Below are 15,034 nucleotides of genomic sequence, written 5' to 3' on the forward strand. Positions count from 1 at the left end.
CAATGCTGGGGGTGGTGTGAGGGGCGCGGCGTCGCGCCACAGCCCACGATAGGAGGCCGATTGTCGATATGGAGTACTCACTCCATATGATGGAATCATGAGATCCGAACCGGCGATCCCCGCCTCTGGCGGCGGGCAAGTGCAATCGGTGGCGCGCGCGTTCAGTCTGCTCGAGGCGCTCGCCACCGCAGACACCCCGCTCCCGCTTGCCGAGATCGCTGCGCGGACCGGGCTCGCCGTGCCCACCGCGCACCGCCTCCTGCGCACGCTCCTCGACGTCGGGGTGGCCAGGCAGCTCGAGACGCGCGACTACGCGCTCGGCCCGCGCCTCATCGGGCTCGGGGAGCGCGCGACCCCGCCGCTCGCGGAGTCGGCGCGCGGCGCGCTCACCGAACTTGAGGAGGCCGCGCAGGAGACGGCGAACCTCGCGGTGCTCGACGGGGATCTCGTCGCGTACGTCGCCCAGGTGCCCTCGCGGCATCGGATGCGCATGTTCACGGAGGTGGGGCGGCGCGTGCTGCCGCACGCGAGCGGCGTGGGGAAGGCGATGCTCGCCACCCTGCCCGAGCGGCGCGTGCGCGAGATCCTCGCCCGCACCGGGATGCCGGCGTACACGCCGACGAGCATCACGACCGAGGACGCCCTGCTCGCCGACCTGCGCGAGACGCGCCGCCGCGGCTTCGCGATCGACGACGGCGAGCAGGAGGTGGGCGTGCGCTGCATCGCCGTGGCGATCCCCGGGGCGGTGCCGCCTGCTGCGCTCTCGATTTCCGGGCCGAACGCGCGCATGACCGACGCGATCGTTGAGCGGGCGGTGACCGAGCTGACGCGCGCGGCGCAGAAGCTCGCGTAGCCGCGGCGCACCCCAAGCGATTCGGCGAAACCCAGCCCCGTGCCGCGAAAGCGGCTGTGTTGTGCCGAATCGCTGGCGGAACGCCACCCGAGTACCCTGGAGGGGTGACTTCGCACTCCGGACTTCGCGCCATCCCCACCGACGATCGTGCGTGGCTGCTGGCCGCCCTCCAGGACGCGCTCGCCGGCGGCGCGCCCGTGCTCCCGGTACCGCCCGGCACGAGCGACGAGGTGGTGCGCGAGCTGCTGGAGACCCCGCTGCTGGAGGGGACGGCGCTCGTGGTGCGCACCTCCGGCTCGAGCGGGATCCCGAAGGCGGTTGCGCTCTCAGCGTCGGCCCTGACCGCGAGCGCTGACGCAACGCACGAGCGGTTCGGCGGCCCAGGCCAGTGGCTGGTCGCCCTGCCGACGCACCTGATCTCGGGCGTTCAGATGCTCGTGCGCAGCGCGCGGGCCGGCATCGACCCGGTGTTCTTCGACGGCGCGTTCGACCCCGCGGCCCTCCTCTCCGCCGCCGACGCGATGACGGCTGAGCGGCGATACGTGTCGCTCGTGCCCGTGCAGCTCAGCCGGCTCCTCGACCTCGCGGCGGCCGACGCTGACGCCGCGGAGACGCTGCGCCGCTTCGACGCGGTGCTGGTCGGCGGGCAGGCGATCTCCGTCGCCATGCGGCAGCGGTGCCACGAGCTCGGCGTCGCGCTCAAGCGCAGCTACGGCATGACCGAGACCGCGGGCGGTTGCGTGTACGACGGCGTGGAGATCGGCGAGACGCGCGTGCGCATTCGCGACGGGGAAGTGCAGCTCGCCGGGCCGACGCTGGCGCTCGGCTACCTCGGCGATCCCCAGCTCACCGCCGCGCGCTTCGTCACCGAGACGGGCCGCGACGGCGTGCCGACCCGGTGGTACCGCACGGGCGACGCCGGCGAACTGCTCGGCGGCATGCTGACCGTCACGGGGCGCCTCGACCGCGTGCTCATCTCCGGCGGCGTCAACGTGTCGCTCGACGAGGTGGAGCGCGTGGTGCGCGAGCTGCCCGGCTGGGCTGGCGCGGTGGCGCTCGCCGCGCCGCACCCCGAGTGGGGCGAGCGCGTCACCCTCGTGGTGGAGCTCGGAGGCGACGACGAACGAGCGGACTTCGCCGCGGTGCGCGAGGCGGTGCGTGCAACGCTCGGCGCCGCAGCGGTCCCCGAGTGGGTCACGGAAACCGAGGCGATCCCGCGGCTCGCGGGGGGAAAGCCGGATCTCGCCGCACTCGGCGAGTGGATTGGGCGCGTGCGCGACAGCTTCCGCGAAACGCGGCGCGCCGCAGGGGAGGAACAGGCATGAACGCAGCGAAGGATCGGCGAAAGTCGGGCAACCCGGCCGTGCGCGCGGCGGCGGAGCGGCGCGTGGCTGCGGGGGCCGAGCCGCGCATCACGTGGCGCAACTGGGTGGGCGGGGCGCGGCTGCGCACCCTGCCGCTCGCGGTTGCCCCGGTCGCGGCTGGCGCCGGGATCGCGCACATGGTGCAGGGCTTCTCGTGGCCGCTCACCCTGCTCGCGCTCGCCGTCGCCGTGTTCCTGCAGATCGGCGTGAACTACGCGAACGACTACTCGGACGGCGTGCGCGGCACGGACGAGTTCCGGGTGGGCCCCGCCAGGCTAACGGGATCCGGACTCGTTGATCCCAAGCGGGTGTTGACGCTCGCGCTCGTGTTCTTCGGGCTTGCGGCTGCGGCCGGGCTCGTGGCCGTGGTGATGAGCGGCAGGTGGTGGTTCCTCGCGCTCGGTGTCGTCGCGATCATCGCCGCCTGGTTCTACACCGGCGGGAAGCGGCCGTACGGCTACGCCGGGCTCGGCGAGGTCGTGGTGTTCATCTTCTTCGGCCTTGTGGCGACCGTCGGTACGGTCTGGCTGCAGACCGACGTGCGCACGCAGGAGGAGTGGTTCGCCGGGGCGGGCGTCGGCCTCTTCGCGGTGGCCGTGCTGATCGTCAACAACGTCCGCGACATCCCCACGGACACGCTCGCGGGCAAGAAGACGCTCGCGGTGCGGATCGGCGACCGCGCGTCGCGGATCCTGTTCGTCGTGTGCCTGCTGCTGCCGTTTGTAGTGCCGGCGATGTTCGGATTCGCGCACTCGGGCATGGTGCTCGTGTGGCTCGTGCTGCTCATCGTTGCGCCGTGCATCGTGATCGTGCTCACCGCGAAGACGCCGAAGGAGCTCATCCTGGTGCTGCAGCTCACGAGTCTCGCCGGCCTCGCCTACGGCGTGCTGCTGGGCCTGGCGTTCGCGTTCTAGCCGCCCTGTCCCCGCCCCCCGTCCCCGCCCGCCCTCGTCCCCGCCCGCCCTCGTCCCGTCTCCGTCCCCGCGCCGTCCTCCGTCCCCCCGTCCCCCCGCCGGGATCGGGGTCACTTGGGCAGGGTGTTGCGGCGGTGTGCTCAGCGACACCCTGCCTGAGTGACCCCGATCCGAGCGGGGGTCGCCGCGCGGGCGCCCAATGCGAGCAGGAGCGCGCCTGCGGCCCACGCCCAGAGTGCGCCGCCCGCGGCGAGGATCGCGAGCACGCCGCCCGCGCCGCACAGCACCGCAGCCACGACCCGCCACGGAGCAGCCGGCACGGCCGCCGCCGCGCCGCCCGCCACCGGGCGGCGCTCCCAGCGGTGCACGAGCGGCACCACCGCGGCGACCGCGAGCCCCGCGACGGCCAGCCACGCCGGGCGGCTCAGCCACCACGCCACGGACAACGGCTCCGGGATGAGCGCGGCAGCGCCGCCGCCGAGCGACCCCACCGCGAGCGTCGCGCCGGCGAGCACCACCACGATGGGCATGTGCCACGCGTAGATGGTCATCGAGGCCCCGTTCAGCGCGTCGGAGCAGCGCTGCACGCGCGGCGATTCCGCCCACGCTGCGAGTGCCGGCCGGAATCGCGCGAAGAGCGCCAGCTGCACCACACCGAGCAGCGCGAGCGCCGCCGTCGGCGGGTTGAGCGCCGCGTACAGGTTCGCCGGGCTGAGCCCCACCACCATGAGCGCCGCGAGCCCGGCGACGGCCCACCTGGCGGCGCGCAGCGAGGGGGCACGACCGTCGGCGAGCCAGAATCCCAGCTGCTGCACGAACAGCCACACGAACAGCAGGTTTGCGAAGCCGATCGCCTCGATCCCGCTCGAGACGCGCGTGAGGTCGACGGCGGCGATCCCGATCCCGAGCGAGAGCAGCGTGGCGCCGGGCGCGCGCTCGTGGAGCCGCAGGCCGTGCGGCACGAGCGCCGTGCAGAGCACGTAGACGCCGAGGAACCAGAGCGGCTGGCTGATGCGCCAGCCGGCGGTCGCGACGAGCTCGGGGGAGAGGCCGGCCGCGCTGAGCAGCGTGAGCGTCGCGGTGACGGCGACGGCCGCCGCGAGCGGCACCGGGAGGAGCCGCCGCATGCGTGTGGCCAGGTAGTCGGCGGTGCCGACACCGCGGGCGCGCAGCCGGCGCAGGTGCGTCGCCGACGCGAAGCCGCCCATGATGAAGAACAGCGGCATCATCTGCGTGAACCACGAGAACAACGTGAAGCCGCCCCACGCCTCGAGCGCGTTCTCGAGTACCGGGCCGCCGGCGTGGACGCTGATGCCGACCATGAGGCTGTGGATCGCGACGACCGCAATGAGGCAGGCCGCGCGCACCAGGTCGACCGCAGCGTCGCGCGCGGAAGCGGGGACTGTGGCGGGTGGGGCCGGCACGCGCCGGGGCGCCGGTGAAACGATGCTCATGTGAGGGTCCTTCCGATGTTCTGGAAGTACCGTCCCGCGGCGCAATCGCTCCGCGCATCACCCCGCGGCGCGCATTCGGCCCCCTACCTGGGTATGGGGTGGCGCTGTCTCCTAGCGATCCGGCTCGACGAGACCGGCGTCGTAGGCGAGGATCACGGCCTGCACCCGATCCCGCAGCTGCAGCTTCGTGAAGATGCGCGTGATGTGCGACTTCACGGTCTGTTCCGCGATGAACAGCTCCGCGGCGATCTCGGCGTTCGCGAGGCCGCGCCCGATGCTGACGAGGATCTCGCGCTCCCGCTCGGTGAGGTCGGCGAGGCGGAGCGCGTGCGTGTCGTTGGCGGGGCGCTGAGCGGCGAAGTTCTGCAGGAGCCGCTTGGTGACGCTCGGGGCGAGCAGCGCGTCGCCCGCGGCGACCACCCGCACCGCCTGGACGAGGTCGGCTGGCGGCGCGTCCTTGAGGAGGAAGCCGCTCGCCCCAGCCGCGAGCGCGTCGTGCACGTACTCGTCGATGTCGAAGGTGGTGAGAATCACGACGCGCGGCACCTGGTCGACGCGCGGCGGCGGTGACATGAGCTCGCGGGTCGCCTCGAGCCCATTCATCTCCGGCATGCGAACGTCCATGAGCACGACGTCCGGGCGGAGGCGGCGTGCGAGCTCGACGCCCTCGGCACCGTCGGCGGCTTGCCCCACCACGGTGAGGTCGGCCTGCGCGTCGAGGATCGCGGCGAAGCCCGCGCGCACCATCGCCTGGTCGTCGACGATCAGCACTGAGATGGTCATGCGTGCGGCTCCTCGGGGTCGGCGGGCGCTGGGGCGGGCGCTGCGTCTGGCGCTGCGTCTGGCGCCGCGGCGGAATCGGCGAGCGGCGTGCCGGGCGCGACGGGCAGCACCGCGCGCACCTGGAAGCCGCCGTCCGGGGTGGGCGCTGCGGCGAGCGATCCGCCGAGCGCACTCACCCGCTCCCGCATCCCGCGGATGCCGTGCCCGCTCGGGTCGGGGGTGCTCCGGGGCGCGGCGTCGGCGGGCGGCGCGGCATTGCGCACGATCACGCGAACGCTGGGGGCGACCCCTGGCTCCGCCACCGCTGCGGCGAGCGTCACCGAGGTCGTCGCGCCCGCGGCGTGCCGCGCGGCGTTGCCGAGCGACTCCTGCACCACCCGGTAGACGGCCAGCTGACAGACCGGGTCGATGCGCGCGCGGATCTCGGCTGGCAGCTCGTCGGAAAAAACAGCGCGGGATCGGGCCACGAGCTCCGCGAGGTCCGCAAGGCCGGGCTGCGGCGCGTGCTCGGCGCCATCGTCGGCGCGCAGGACGCCGAGCAGCGCGCGCATCTCGCCGAGCGCGGTGCGCGCCGTCGCCGCGAGCTCGTCGAACTCGTCGGCAACCGCGTCGTCGAGCCCGGCGAAGCGGTAGCGCGCGCTCGCCGCCTGCACCTGGATGACGGACATGCCGTGCGCCACGACGTCGTGCATCTCGCGGGCGATCCGGGTGCGTTCCTCGGCGATCTGGCGGCGCGCGAGCTCCAGCTCGGACAGTTCGCGGGCCTCGGCGAGCTCGCCGCGCGCCGCGCGAACGGCGCGCACGAGGGTCGTGATCCCGATCGTGATGGTGGAGAGTGCGAGCAGCACGATGAGGTTCGCCACCATGGGGCCGGCGGGGATCGTGCTCCCCGCGGCCGAGGCGATGCCGCTCGCGGTCACGCCGACCACGACGGCGCTCGCGGAGGTGGCGAGCCAGCGCCCCTGGAAGGACGCGAGCGCGTAGCAGCCGAGCAGCGCGAGAAGCGTGGTCACCTGCACGGGCCACGGCGCCTCCGCGGTGGCGCGGGCGAACGAGAGCGCCCCGATCGCGCCGAACGTCGCGATCGTGACGCCCCAGCGCGGGAACCGCAGCGCGAGGACCAGTCCGGCCGACTGCAGTGCGGCCACCATGAGGCTCTCCAGCGGGAACATGCCGTAGACGGTGACTCCGAGCGCGCCGGCGACGGCGAGCAGGGTCACCGCCATCAGGGTGGCGGCTCCCCACAGCCACGGGGATCGGCGTGCAGTCATGCGCCCAGGCTACTGCGCGCGCGGCCCCGAGCGGCCCAGAGCGGCCCAGAGCCGCCCGAGCTCGCGCAGAACTGGTGCTTGCGCGCCGCGCGCCCAGCCGGATAGGGTAATCATCGGTATCCCCGAAGACCCGGAAAGGAGCAGATCATGGCGTTCATCATCACCCCAGCAGATCTCGCTCGTCCGGGCATTCTGCTGACCGGACATTAGGTTCCCCGCGGCCCGCCCATCGCGCGCCGCCGCCCCTCCCGTTTCCAGCTTCTGTTCGCGCCGTTTCCGTGCGCATTCTTCGATCAGGGATCATGACTTCTCACGCTTCCGCGTCGCTCCCAGACGACGCCACCCCGGCCGCCAGCGACACCGCCGCGGCCCCCCGACTCTCGACCGCGCGCGCACTCGCGCGCCTCCTGCCCTTCGCCAAGCCGGCGCTGCCCCGCCTCATCGGCGGCGCCCTCGTCGGTCTCGGCGCCGCCGTCGCGAGCCTCCTCATCCCGCTCGTGCTGCAGTGGGCGGTCGACGGCCCCATCACCACGGGCAACCGCACGCAGATCGTGTGGGCCACCCTCGCCGTGCTCGCGCTCGGCGTCCTGGAGGCCCTCATGGTGTTCCTGCGCCGCCGCTTCGTGCTCGCGCCGTCGACGGGCATCGAGTACCGGATCCGGCAGTCGTTCTACGACCGCCTGCAGCGCCTCCCGGTCGCCTTCCACGACCGCTGGCAGTCGGGTCAGCTCCTCAGCCGCATGATGCAGGACATCGGCACGATCCGCCGCTGGCTCGCCTTCGGCCTGATCCTGCTGCTCATCAACCTGCTCACGATCGTGATCGGCGCGGCGCTCCTGTTCCGTTGGCACTGGGCGCTCGGCACCGTGTTCGTGATCTGCTCGATCCCGGTCTGGATCGTCGGCTTCAGCTTCGAGCAGCGCTACGGCGTGCTGTCGCGGCGCAGCCAGGATCAGGCTGGCGATCTCGCGACCGCCGTCGAGGAGAGCGTGCACGGCATCCGCGTGCTGAAGGCATTCGGCCGCGGCGGCCACGCGCTCGGCCAGTTCCGCAGCCGCGCGGAGACGCTCCGCGAGACGGAGATGCGCAAGGCGAAGGAGGTGGGCGCGCTCTGGTTCTGGCACGAGCTCGTGCCCATCCTCGCGCTCGGCGCCTGCTTCATCACCGGCGTGTGGCTCGCCGCGCACGGCCTGCTCACCGTTGGCGAGCTCGTCGCGTTCTTCGCGATGGCGGCCGCCCTCCAGTGGCCCATGTCCTCGCTCGGCTACCTGTACTCGTTCCTCGTCGACACGCGCACCGCGACCGACCGCATCTTCGAGGTGTTCGATGCGCCGATCACGGTGCAGGATCCCGCGACACCGCGCACCATCACCGAGCCGCGCGGCGAACTCGTGTTCCGCGACGTGACGTTCCGCTACCCGGACGCCGCCGAGACGGAGCCCGCGCTGCTCGACGGCGTCGACCTCGCGCTGCGCCCCGGCGAGACCCTCGCGCTCGTCGGCGCGACCGGCAGCGGCAAGACCACGATGACGACGCTACCCACTCGCCTGTTCGACGTGACGGGCGGCGCGGTGAGCCTCGACGGGGTCGACGTGCGCGAGCTGCGGCTCGAGGAGCTGCGCCGCCGCATCGGCGTCGCGTTCGAGGAGCCGATCCTCTTCTCCGCCTCGGTGCGCGACAACGTGCTGCTCGGCCGCGACGACCTCGACCCGGCGAGTCCCGAGGCCGACGCCCTGCTGGCCGAGGCGCTCGAGGTCGCGCAGGCCGGCTTCGCGTACGAGCTCCCCGACGGCCTCGACACCGAGGTGGGGGAGGAGGGCCTCTCGCTCTCCGGCGGCCAGCGGCAGCGCCTCGCGCTCGCCCGCGTCGTCGCCGCGGCCCCCGACGTGCTCGTGCTCGACGACCCACTGTCGGCGCTCGACGTCGACACGGAGGCACTCGTTGAGGCGGCCCTCCGCCGCGTGCTCGACGGCACCACCGCGCTTATCGTCGCGCACCGCCCCTCGACCGTCTCGATGGCGGATCGCGTTGCGGTGCTGCGCGACGGCAAGATCGTCGCGGTCGGCACGCACACCGAACTCCTGCGCGAGAGCGCGCACTACCGACACCTGATCGCCACGACCCCGGAGACCCGAGAGGAGGACCGCGTATGAGCCCCGCAAGCGTGCACGGCACGAGCGGCGAAGACCGCGACCAGTACACCCGCGAGGAGAGCCGCGCGATCCGCCGCCGCTCGCTTCGCCTGCTCGGCTCGATCCTGCGCCCGCTGAAAGGCCTGATCGCGCTCACCGCGCTCGTGATCGTCATCTCGACGGCTGCGCGCGCGGTCGGCCCAACGCTCATCGCGTTCGGTATCGACGAGGCGCTCCCGCGCGCCGTGAACGCCGGCGACTGGGTGCCTGCGATCGGGATCGGGGTCGCGTTCCTCGTGACCGGCGCGGTCGGCTCACTGCTCGTCGGCTGGTACATCGTGCTCATCGCGCGGCTCACGCAGGCCGTCATGATGGAGCTGCGGATCCGGATCTTCCGGCACACGCAGCGCCTCAGCCTCGAGTTCCACGAGGGCTACACCTCCGGCCGCATCATCGCGCGTCAGACGAGTGACCTCGAGTCGATCCAGGAGCTCCTCGACGGCAGCCTGAACGAGCTCATCGACGCGATCCTGATCGGCAGTTTCACGCTGCTCATGCTGTTCCTGATCGACTGGCGCAGCGGCCTGATCCTGCTCGGCATGGGGATCCCGCTCGTGATCCTGATGCGCTGGTTCGTCGTCGAATCGCAGAAGGGCTTCCGCGCCACCCGTGTGGTGAGCGCGCGCCTGATCGTGCAGTTCGTCGAGACGATGACCGGGATCCGGGCGGTGCAGGCGTTCCGGCGCGAGCCGCGCAACCGGGTCGAGTTCGGCCGCGTCGCTGAGGACTACCGGCGCGCGAACCTGCGCGTGTTTCGCCTGTTCGGGGTTCTCGATCCCGGGCTGATCCTGCTCGCGAACGTGACGATCGGTGTGGTGCTGCTCTGGGGCGCGCTGCGCGTCGCCGACGGGGCGCTCGCGATCGGCGTGCTGCTCGCCGCGGTGCTCTACGTGCGCAACTTCTTCGGCCCGATCGAGGAGGTGGCGATGTTCCTGAACTCGTATCAGTCGGCCACCGCCGCGCTCGAGAAGGTGTCCGGCGTGCTCGAGGAGGATCCAACCGTGCGGGATCCCGAAGCGCCGACCGCGCTCCCCGCCGCGCGCGGTGAGCTCACGTTCGACGGCGTGAGCTTCGGCTACGGCGGAGGGCGCACCGTGCTCGCCGACTGCGACCTCGTGATCCCGGCGGGGCAGACGGTCGCGCTCGTCGGCACGACGGGGGCTGGCAAGTCCACGCTCGCGAAGCTCGTCGCGCGCTTCTACGACCCCACCACCGGGGCCGTGTCGCTCGACGGGGTGGACCTGCGTGAGCTCGATCCCGAGGACCTCCGCCGCGCCATCGTGATGGTGACGCAGGAGGCGTACCTGTTCAGCGGCACGGTGGCCGACAACATTGCGCTCGGCCGACCGGATGCGAGCGCCGACGAGATCCGCGCCGCCGCCAGGGCTGTCGGGGCTGACGCCTTCATCGAGGCGCTGCCCGACGGCTACGATACCGACGTGAACAAGCGCGGCGGGCGCGTGTCGGCGGGGCAGCGGCAGCTGATCTCGTTCGCGCGTGCCTTCCTCGCGGATCCGCGGGTGCTGATCCTCGACGAGGCGACCGCCTCGCTCGATCTGCCGAGCGAGCGGCTCGTGCAGGACGCGCTGCAGCGGCTGCTCGCCGACCGCACCGCGATCATCATCGCGCACCGGCTGTCGACCGTCGCGATCGCGGATCGTGTGCTCGTCATGGAGCACGGCCGCGTGGTCGAGGACGGCAGCCCGGCGGAGCTGATCGCGGCTGGCGGGCGCTACGCGGCGCTCAACGCGGGCTGGGAGGCATCCCAGGCATAGCCCTTGAGGCCCTGCCCCAATCCAAAAGTGGCAAAGCGACCCTTCACGCGCGTGAAGGGTCGCTTTGCCACTTCTCGATTGAGGCCTGTGGGGGAGGGGGGATGGAGAGGGGGGGCGGGGTGGGGCAACTCTTCCCACGCACGCGAGCGCACCTTCCCCATCTCCCACGGAGAAATCTAGGATTTCGGAGGCTAACTCAAGATTCCGCCCGAGATTCGCGATTTCTCCGCTTGGTTTGGTTTGGTTTGGGTGGTGGGGAGCTAAGGGGTGGGCGGGGTCGGGCTGTTGAGGGACACGGTGAGGTGGGTGGTGACGTGCTGCACCACCCCGCCCACCCCGATCCAGCCGTTCGCTGCGGTCGCGAGCACCGCGGCGAGATCGCCGTCCAGACGGGTGGCGAAGTGGTCGGATCCCGCATAGATTCTCGCCGCCTTCGCGTCCTCAATCGCCGCGTAGATCGGGGACATGTGGTCGCCCTCGCTGCCCCCGTCGAGCAGCGGGTAGAGCGACCAGTGCGCGCGGGCGCGCACGCCGACCGGGGCCAGCGTGATGGGCTCGGCGCCGAGCGCGGACACCCCAACGGGCAGCGCGCACGCGAGCTCGCCTGGGCAGCCGCGCGACAGCAGGATCGCCGCCGAGATATGGACCCCGCTCGCCGCGGCCGCGCCGATCACGTCGCGCAGAAACTCGAGCACGCGCTGCTCGGTGCCGCCAACAAACGTCGAGATGTCCGTGGTCTCGATCGTCAGCCCGGATCGGTCCGCCCGACCGAGGGCCTCCATGATGATCCGCACGTAGTCGGAGTCGTACACGGAGAGGGTGAAACGTGCCCCCACCCCGTACTGCTGCGGGGTCATCTCGGCGCCGGGCGCCGGGGCGGTCGTGGTGTCGCTGGCGAGTGTCATGGCCCCACCCTAGGAGATTCCGTGCCCACTCCGCGATCCGGAGTTCTGCTACGGTGGGGCACACACGGGAGTCCGGTAGGCCGGGCTGAGAGGAAGGTCATCAACCTTCGACCGTCGAACCTGATCTGGATCATGCCAGCGCAGGGAGACACTCTTCATTCACCCGTGCCCCTCAACGACTGAAAGGGCACGCTTTTGCGTTACCGTACCCACTCACGCCCACTCATCGCCGCGGCCGCGGCGCTCACGGTCGGCGCGCTCGCGCTCGTCGGCTGCGCCGCCCCGGCGGGATCCGGATCAGCGAAGCCCGGCGCCGATCCCGCACCGGTGAGCTTCGCGCTCGACTGGGCGCCCAACACCAACCACATCGGTGTCTACGTCGCCGAGGCCGAGGGCTACTTCGCCGACGCCGGGCTCGACGTGGAGATCCTGCCCTACGGGTCCACCCCGGCGAGCCAGCTCGTCTCCGCCGGCGAGGCCGACTTCGGGATCGGCGGTCAGTCGGGCGTGCAGATGGCGCGCACCTCCGGCCTCGATGTGGTGTCCGTATACCGGGTCACGCAGACCGACACGGGGCGCCTCGTAGTGCTCGGCTCGCGCGACGATCTCACCCGCCCGAAAGACCTCGACGGGCTCGTGTTCGGCGGCTTCGGCGCACCCCTCTTCGGCGCGCTCGCGTCCTCGACGATCCAGGGCGACGGCGGCACGGGCGAGTTCGAGGAGGTCGTGCTCGACACGGGTGCGTACGAGGCGCTCTCGCAGGGCCGCATCGATTTCACCCTCTCGGTCGCGACCTGGGAAAACCTGCAGATGGAGATCGATGGGCACCCGTACCGTGCCTGGCGATACCAGGACTTCGGCGTGCCCGAGCAGCAGTCGACCGGCATGATCTCGAGCGACGCCTACCTTGCTGCCCACCCGGACGAGGCGCGCGCGTTCGTCGAGGCCGTTGCCCGCGGCTACGCGTTCGCGGCCGAGCACCCGGAGCGGGCGGCGGACATCCTGATCGCGGCGAACCCCGACACGCTCGGCACCGCCGAGGAACTCGTGCGACGCAGCGCGAAGCTCATGGCCGAGGACGGCTACCTCGTCGCGGAGGGCCGCGAGATCGGCGCGGCCGACCCCGCGGCGTGGGACGCCTTCGGCGCGTTCCTCTTCGACGGCGGCTTCCTCACGGATTCCGAGGGGAAGCCCGTCACGGAGGAGCCCGACTGGGCCGAGTACTACACCGAGCTGCGCGGGTGATCGGCGTGGGGGTCGCGGCTGCGCGCGGTGCGCTGCGCGGCGGGCAAGGGGGGCCCGGGGGGCCCGAGAGCGTGCGGTGGCGGAGCGCTCAGCGCGCGCTGGGCCACGTGCTGCCCCCGCTCGCCGCCTTCGCGCTGCTGCTCGTCGCGTGGCAGACCGCCACGACGGCCGGCCTCGTCCCGCCCGACATGCTGCCGGCCCCCACCCGCATCCTCGAGGCCGGGATCGCCGAGCGCGACGCGCTCCTCCGCCACACGCTCACCACCGTCACTGCGACGCTCTCCGGGTTCACGCTGTCGGTTGCCGTGGCGTTCGCGGCCGCGATCCTGCTCGATTTCTCGCCCATGCTGCGTCGCGCGCTGCTCCCGCTGCTCGTCGTGAGCCAGACCCTGCCGCTCATTGCGCTCGCCCCGCTCGTGGTGCTGTGGTTCGGCTTCGGCCTGCTGCCGAAGGTGCTGCTCGTCGCGTTCGTGACGTTCTTCCCGATGGTGGTGGGGCTGCTCCGCGGCTTCGCCGAAGCTGACCCCGACGCTGAGTGGCTGCTCCGCTCGATGGGGGCCGGGCGCTGGCAGCGGTTCCGCCTCGTGCGCCTCCCGGCGGGGATCCCCTCGTTCTTCTCCGCGCTGCGCATCTCCATCACCTACGCCGTGGTCGGCACGATCTTCGCTGAGTACGCTGGCGCGGTTGCCGGCCTCGGCGTCTACATGCAGTCCGCGAAGCACGTGTTCCGCACCGACCTGGTGCTCGCAGCCGTGACCGTGTCGTCGATCATCACCCTCGCGCTGTTCGGCCTCGTGCTCCTCATCGAGCGGCTCACGATTCCGTGGCTGCGCATCGAGCAGGGGCGGGCGCGATGAGCCGAATCGCGGCCGACGCCCTCGAGCTGCGCGGGATCGGGGCGTCCTTCGGCGGTCCGCCCGTCCTGCGCGATGTGTCGCTGACCGTCGGTGCTGGCGAGATCGTCTCACTCGTCGGTGCGAGCGGTTCGGGCAAGTCCACGCTGCTTGCCGTGCTCACTGGCGCGCTGCGCCCCGCCGCAGGAGAGATCCGCTACGCGGGTGAGTCGATCGCGGCAGCCACGGGTGGGCGCGAGCGGCCCTTCGCGTTCATGCCGCAGCGGGACGTGCTGCTGCCGTGGCGGCGGATCCTCGACAACGCGTGCATCGGTCTCGAGGTGGCCGGGCTGCCGCGGCGCGCCGCCCGCGAGCGTGCCGCCGAACTGTTCGCGCCCTTCGGGCTCGCTGGCACGGAGGGGCGCTATCCGCGGCAACTGTCCGGCGGGATGCGGCAGCGCGTGTCGTTTCTGCGCACCGTGGTGCAGGGCAAGCCCGTGCTGCTGCTCGACGAACCGTTCGGTGCGCTCGACGCGATCACGCGCGATGAGCTGCAGCGGTGGCTGCTCGACATCTGGGCCGAGCACGGCTGGAGTGTTCTGCTCATCACGCACGATATCCGTGAGGCGGTGCGGATGAGCGATCGGGTGCTCGTCCTGCCGCAGCGCGCTGGCGGGATCGCTGGCGAGGTGCGCGTGCCCCGCGACATCCCGCGCGGCGACGGCTTCCTCGGGGACCCGCGCGTGCCGCCCATCGAGGCGCGCCTGCACGAGCTGATGCGAGGCGCCCGGGCGTAGGCCGGGCGGGCGGGAGGGCCGGGTGAGCGCGGCGTCTGCCGCCCTTGACCGCCACATTCGCACGGAGAAATCTGGGATTTCGGAGGCTAACTCAGGATTCCGCCCGAGATTCGCGATTTCTCCGTCTGGTTTGGTTGGGGTGGGTGGGTGGCTTGGGGCGGGGTGAGGTGGGCGGGGTGGTTGGTGCGGAGCGAGCAGAGCGCAGGGCTACTGCTGAGTGGGCTTCGCCTGCGTTGCCTCGGGCTCGACCGCCTCGCCCGCATCGGCAGGCTCGACCGCCTCGCCCGCGGACTCGGCGCTCGGCTCGGCACCAGGCTCGCCCGCCTCGGCAAGCTCGCCCGCGCGCTCCGCACCGGGGGCCGCCGCATCGACGGCCTCATCCTCGAGGATGCTGTCGTCCGTGCGGCCGCGGTGACGCCAGTCGTAGATGCTCTCCGACGCCGTATCGCGCGGCTTCGAGAGCAGGATGATCGAGAGCGACACCCCGATCAGGGCCGCGAAAATGGCCGCGAGCCACGGCTTGATGCCCAGCAGGAAGAACACCGCGAACGGGGCTGCGAAAAAGACGAGACGCAGCACGATGTACACAGTCCAAGCGGTGCGGGGGTTCTTCACGGCGACGATTCTACCCGGGGCGCCTGCGGCGAT

13 protein-coding genes are annotated in these 15,034 nt (G+C 72.0%); 8 read left to right on the plus strand and 5 right to left on the minus strand.

Going from position 1 to position 15,034, the window contains the following annotated elements; all coding sequences use genetic code 11:
* Positions 1–97: 97 nt before the first annotated feature.
* From EGM46_RS00445 to EGM46_RS00455, 3 genes are all read left to right on the plus strand, one after another.
* Positions 98–853 (plus strand): IclR family transcriptional regulator, encoded by a 756-nt coding sequence (locus tag EGM46_RS00445; protein WP_125098205.1) that lies wholly within the window; start codon positions 98–100, stop codon positions 851–853.
* Between the two features lie 104 nt (positions 854–957).
* On the plus strand, positions 958–2,178 hold the full coding sequence (locus tag EGM46_RS00450; protein ID WP_241156090.1) for an AMP-binding protein: 1,221 nt from the start codon (positions 958–960) through the stop codon (positions 2,176–2,178).
* The gene (locus tag EGM46_RS00455; protein WP_125098206.1) at positions 2,175–3,131 is read left to right on the plus strand and encodes a 1,4-dihydroxy-2-naphthoate polyprenyltransferase; all 957 of its coding nucleotides are present in this window, start codon (positions 2,175–2,177) and stop codon (positions 3,129–3,131) included. Before EGM46_RS00450 ends, EGM46_RS00455 begins: the two co-directional genes overlap by 4 nt.
* Positions 3,132–3,271: 140 nt before the next feature.
* Here EGM46_RS00455 and EGM46_RS00460 read toward each other — a convergent pair whose 3' ends face one another.
* From EGM46_RS00460 to EGM46_RS00470, 3 genes are all read right to left on the minus strand, one after another.
* Complete coding sequence (locus EGM46_RS00460) at positions 3,272–4,585, minus strand: acyltransferase family protein (protein ID WP_125098207.1); 1,314 nt, start codon at positions 4,583–4,585, stop codon at positions 3,272–3,274.
* Between the two features lie 111 nt (positions 4,586–4,696).
* Positions 4,697–5,368, minus strand: a complete 672-nt coding sequence (locus EGM46_RS00465; protein WP_125098208.1) for a response regulator — start codon at positions 5,366–5,368, stop codon at positions 4,697–4,699.
* Positions 5,365–6,639, minus strand: coding sequence for a sensor histidine kinase (locus EGM46_RS00470; RefSeq protein ID WP_125098209.1), 1,275 nt, complete (start codon positions 6,637–6,639; stop codon positions 5,365–5,367). Before EGM46_RS00470 ends, EGM46_RS00465 begins: the two co-directional genes overlap by 4 nt.
* A 302-nt stretch (positions 6,640–6,941) precedes the next feature.
* Between EGM46_RS00470 and EGM46_RS00475 the strand changes: the two genes are divergently transcribed.
* A complete protein-coding gene (locus tag EGM46_RS00475; protein WP_125098210.1) occupies positions 6,942–8,792 on the plus strand; it encodes an ABC transporter ATP-binding protein in 1,851 nt (616 codons plus the stop codon).
* Positions 8,789–10,606, plus strand: a complete 1,818-nt coding sequence (locus EGM46_RS00480; RefSeq protein WP_125098211.1) for an ABC transporter ATP-binding protein — start codon at positions 8,789–8,791, stop codon at positions 10,604–10,606. The genes EGM46_RS00475 and EGM46_RS00480 overlap by 4 nt, the downstream gene beginning before the upstream one ends.
* A 260-nt stretch (positions 10,607–10,866) precedes the next feature.
* Here the strand turns inward: EGM46_RS00480 and EGM46_RS00485 are convergent, their stop codons facing one another.
* Entirely contained in the window at positions 10,867–11,511 is a 645-nt protein-coding gene (locus tag EGM46_RS00485) for a YkoF family thiamine/hydroxymethylpyrimidine-binding protein (RefSeq protein ID WP_125098212.1), read from the minus strand.
* A 195-nt stretch (positions 11,512–11,706) separates the two neighbouring features.
* Here EGM46_RS00485 and EGM46_RS00490 point away from each other — a divergent pair, with 195 nt between their 5' ends.
* The 3 genes from EGM46_RS00490 to EGM46_RS00500 all read left to right on the plus strand — a co-directional run bounded on the left by EGM46_RS00490 (position 11,707) and on the right by EGM46_RS00500 (position 14,386).
* Entirely contained in the window at positions 11,707–12,756 is a 1,050-nt protein-coding gene (locus EGM46_RS00490) for an ABC transporter substrate-binding protein (protein ID WP_241156092.1), read from the plus strand.
* Positions 12,757–12,863: 107 nt separating this feature from the next.
* Positions 12,864–13,613, plus strand: coding sequence for an ABC transporter permease (locus EGM46_RS00495; protein ID WP_241156093.1), 750 nt, complete (start codon positions 12,864–12,866; stop codon positions 13,611–13,613).
* On the plus strand, positions 13,610–14,386 hold the full coding sequence (locus tag EGM46_RS00500; RefSeq protein WP_206427455.1) for an ABC transporter ATP-binding protein: 777 nt from the start codon (positions 13,610–13,612) through the stop codon (positions 14,384–14,386). The genes EGM46_RS00495 and EGM46_RS00500 overlap by 4 nt, the downstream gene beginning before the upstream one ends.
* Positions 14,387–14,593: 207 nt before the next feature.
* Here EGM46_RS00500 and EGM46_RS00505 read toward each other — a convergent pair whose 3' ends face one another.
* Complete coding sequence (locus EGM46_RS00505) at positions 14,594–15,001, minus strand: DUF4229 domain-containing protein (protein WP_164512763.1); 408 nt, start codon at positions 14,999–15,001, stop codon at positions 14,594–14,596.
* Between the last annotated feature and the right edge of the window lie 33 nt (positions 15,002–15,034).

Origin of the sequence: Leucobacter chromiireducens (assembly GCF_003917135.1) — a bacterium.
GTDB classification, from domain to species: domain Bacteria; phylum Actinomycetota; class Actinomycetes; order Actinomycetales; family Microbacteriaceae; genus Leucobacter; species Leucobacter chromiireducens_A.